Source organism: Micromonospora sonneratiae (assembly GCF_042679305.1).
GTDB classification, from domain to species: domain Bacteria; phylum Actinomycetota; class Actinomycetes; order Mycobacteriales; family Micromonosporaceae; genus Micromonospora_H; species Micromonospora_H sonneratiae.
Genome location: NZ_JBHTMP010000166.1, coordinates 1 through 1,103, shown reverse-complemented (window position 1 = coordinate 1,103; position 1,103 = coordinate 1). Strand labels below are relative to the sequence as shown.

General features: G+C 67.7%; 2 protein-coding genes. Both read right to left on the bottom strand.

The genetic code is table 11. The features are described 5' to 3' along the window. Positions 1-549 (bottom strand): transposase (locus ACFQ4H_RS34820; RefSeq protein ID WP_377579542.1); only part of this gene is annotated, 549 nt, incomplete at its 3' end. Further along, positions 528-1,016 carry a winged helix-turn-helix domain-containing protein gene (locus ACFQ4H_RS34815; protein ID WP_377579540.1) on the bottom strand — a complete coding sequence of 163 codons (489 nt, stop codon included), beginning with the start codon at positions 1,014-1,016 and terminating at the stop codon, positions 528-530. The genes ACFQ4H_RS34815 and ACFQ4H_RS34820, both read right to left, overlap by 22 nt. Positions 1,017-1,103 lie beyond the last annotated feature (87 nt).

The following is a 1,103-nucleotide window of genomic DNA, read 5'->3' as shown; positions in this document are numbered from 1 at the left end:
ATCAGGCTCGCGCTGGATGTGTCGTAACCGCTGTTTCACCACCTGAGCGAGGTGCTCGACGCCACGGACAGCGAGGTTGCCGAGGCCGCGTTTCAGGTGTGCCCAGGCGCCCTCGGTCGGATTCAGATCGGGGGCGTACGCCGGCAGCCGAACCACGGTCAGCCAGTCCCGGGCGGCGATCAGCGTGCGCATCGCGGCGCTGACGTGCGTGTTCAGGTTGTCCCATACCAGAATGATCGGCGCGCCCAGGCGCTGGTGGACCTGATCAAGCAGGGCCGCGTAGTCGGTCTCGGAAAAGCTGCTCCGCTCGCCCTTGCGACCCCTGTGGGTGATGGTGCGCCACACGAACCTGCCCCGCTGCCCGTGCTTGAGGCAGACCAGGCCAGCGATCGAAACCCGGCCGGAGCCCTTGCCCGACACCCCGACCACGGGCGTGCGCCCACGCCGTGCCCACGTTTTCGCCTTCGGCGGTCGCAGGGTCTGACCCGCCTCGTCCTGGAAGCAGATCCACGCACCCCGCGCCGCCGCTAACCTTTTACCGCTGGCCACCGCTCACGCCGCCACCCCGCGATCCGCTCCTCGTCACGTTCCACCGCACGTCGAGTCGGAACCTGAACCGTGTAACCGATGCGATGTAGCAGGTACGACACCCCACGAAGCGTGTAGTCCACCCCGAACAGCTCACGGATCAGCTCGGCAATCCGGGCCAGGGTCCACCGCTGGTCCACCCAACCCCGCGCGGCCGGGCCCGCGTCCAACACCGTGGTCAACTCGCGGATCTGCGCCTCGTCCAGTTTGCACCTCGACCCGCCGGCACCACCCGACGCCAAGGCATCGACCCCGCCGGCGACCCACCTACGCCGCCACTGACGCACAGACTTCTCCGACACCCGCAAACGCTGCGCGACCTGCACTGTCGGCTCGCCCCGCTCGAACATCTCCGCTGCCTGCCGGCGTACCGCTTCCCGGCGTGACCGGGCCGCCGCGCTCAGACCACCACCATCGGGATATCTCACCCCTTCGGTGTAATCGATCAACCCTCGCCGTGTCACCACGCCACGCTGATCAACCCCACAACAGACCCCAGCCTTTCAACTTCTGTA